Source organism: Streptomyces niveiscabiei, assembly GCF_001419795.1.
GTDB classification, from domain to species: domain Bacteria; phylum Actinomycetota; class Actinomycetes; order Streptomycetales; family Streptomycetaceae; genus Streptomyces; species Streptomyces niveiscabiei.
In genome coordinates, this window is record NZ_LIRL01000594.1 from 1 (window position 1) to 1,685 (window position 1,685).

The 1,685-nt window shown below is 72.8% G+C and carries 2 protein-coding genes; both read left to right on the forward strand.

Annotation, left to right across the window (positions count from 1 at the left end; translation table 11 throughout):
* Positions 1–503, forward strand: a 503-nt coding sequence (locus AOK24_RS27375; RefSeq protein ID WP_159052001.1) for a GNAT family N-acetyltransferase, incomplete at its 5' end; no start/stop codon positions are given.
* Positions 500–1,594 carry an HAD-IIIC family phosphatase gene (locus tag AOK24_RS27380; RefSeq protein ID WP_055722729.1) on the forward strand — a complete coding sequence of 365 codons (1,095 nt, stop codon included), beginning with the start codon at positions 500–502 and terminating at the stop codon, positions 1,592–1,594. The genes AOK24_RS27375 and AOK24_RS27380, both read left to right, overlap by 4 nt.
* Positions 1,595–1,685: the final 91 nt, after the last annotated feature.

The following is a 1,685-nucleotide window of genomic DNA, read 5'->3' on the forward strand; positions in this document are numbered from 1 at the left end:
CCCTCACCCACCGCGCCGCCCCCTACCTCACCCGCCAGGCCGCCGAACCCGACCTCCCCGCGATCGGCGAGTTCGAGGCCGAGATCGCCCGCGTCTCCTTCGGCGAGGACGCCATCGACGACCCGGCGGTCTGGTCGGCCCGTCTCGGCAGGGCGATGGAGAAGAACCGCGCGGGCATGATCGTCGCGGCGGCCCCGGACGGCGCCCCCGTCGGCTGGTGCTGGATCAGCATCAACACGAACGCGATGACCGGCGACCGCTACGCCAACTTCCGCTCCCTGGCGGTCTCCCCGCTCGACAACCGGGCGGACGTCGCCGAACTCCTCCTCACGGCGGGCCTGGAGTTCTGCCTGGCGAACGGCATCGAGGAGGTCACCGGCCGGGTCCACGTCGGCAACGTCCCGATGCGCACGGTCTACCGCCAGTTCGGCTTCGACCCGACGAGCCTCACGATGAAACTGAAGCTCCCGGCGGGCAACGAACCGGCGGAGGACGCCCGGTGACCACGTACGGCCACGTCAAGTGCGTCGTCTGGGACCTCGACGGCACCCTGTGGGACGAGGTCGCGGTCGAGACCCCGACCGATGAACCGCCCACCCCCCGCCCGGAGATGCTCGCCGCGATCGACACCCTCACGGCCCACGGCGTGCTCAGCAGCATCGCGTCGCGCAGCGCGCCGACGGTCCTGGACCGCCTCGCGGAGCACCTCCCGGACGTGCACGCCCGCTTCCTGTCCCCCCAGGTCTCCTGGCAGGACAAGAGCGTCGCCCTGCGCCGGATCGCCGAGGAACTCGGCATCGCCACCGACTCGTTGCTCCTCGTCGACGACTCCCCGTACGAACGCGCCGAGGTGGCGGCCCTGCTGCCCGGCGTCACCACCCTCGCCCCCGAGGAACTCCCCCTGCTGCTCGCGGAGTTCGAGGGCAAGGAGGTCACCCCGGAGTCCCGCGCCCGCGTCGACCGCTACCGCACGGAGGCGGTGCGCCGCGCGGAGGGCGACCGCTTCGAGGGCACCCGCGAGGAGTTCCTCGCCTGGTGCGACATGCGCCTGACGATCGGCCCGGCCACCCCGGCGGACGTCCCCCGCGCCCTCGAACTCGCCGCCCGCACCCACCGGTTGAACTCCTCGGGCCTCTCCCCCGAGACGCTGCGCGCCCTGGTCGCCGACACCGGCACGCACACCCTCCACACCGCCCGCATGTCCGACCGCTTCGGCGACTACGGCATCATCGGCGCCGCCCTCGTCGACCACTCGGCGCCGGACACCTGGTCGGTCCCCCTCCTCGCGCTGTCCTGCCGGGTCGCGGGCCGGGGCGCGGCGGCGGCGTTCCTGATCCACCTGATGGAGAAAGCGCGCGGAAACGGCGTACACAACTTTTCCGTCACCCTGCGCCCGACGGACGCCAACCTGGAGATGCGCCTCCTGCTGCGGCAGGCGGGGCTGCGCAGAACAGCCGACACAGACGGCACGGCCGGTACAAGCGGCACGGTCGGCACGGACAGCGCCACCCTCCCCGTACTCACCCGCTCCCTCGCGGCCCCCCTCCCCCAGCCGCCCTCGTACCTCCACGTCAGGAAGACCCCCGAAGCATGACCACCCCCGAAACCGACGTCGAGCGCGAGATCCGCGCGATGGTCGCCGACGCCACCCGCCTCGACCCGGAGTACCTCGCCGGCCTCCCCGC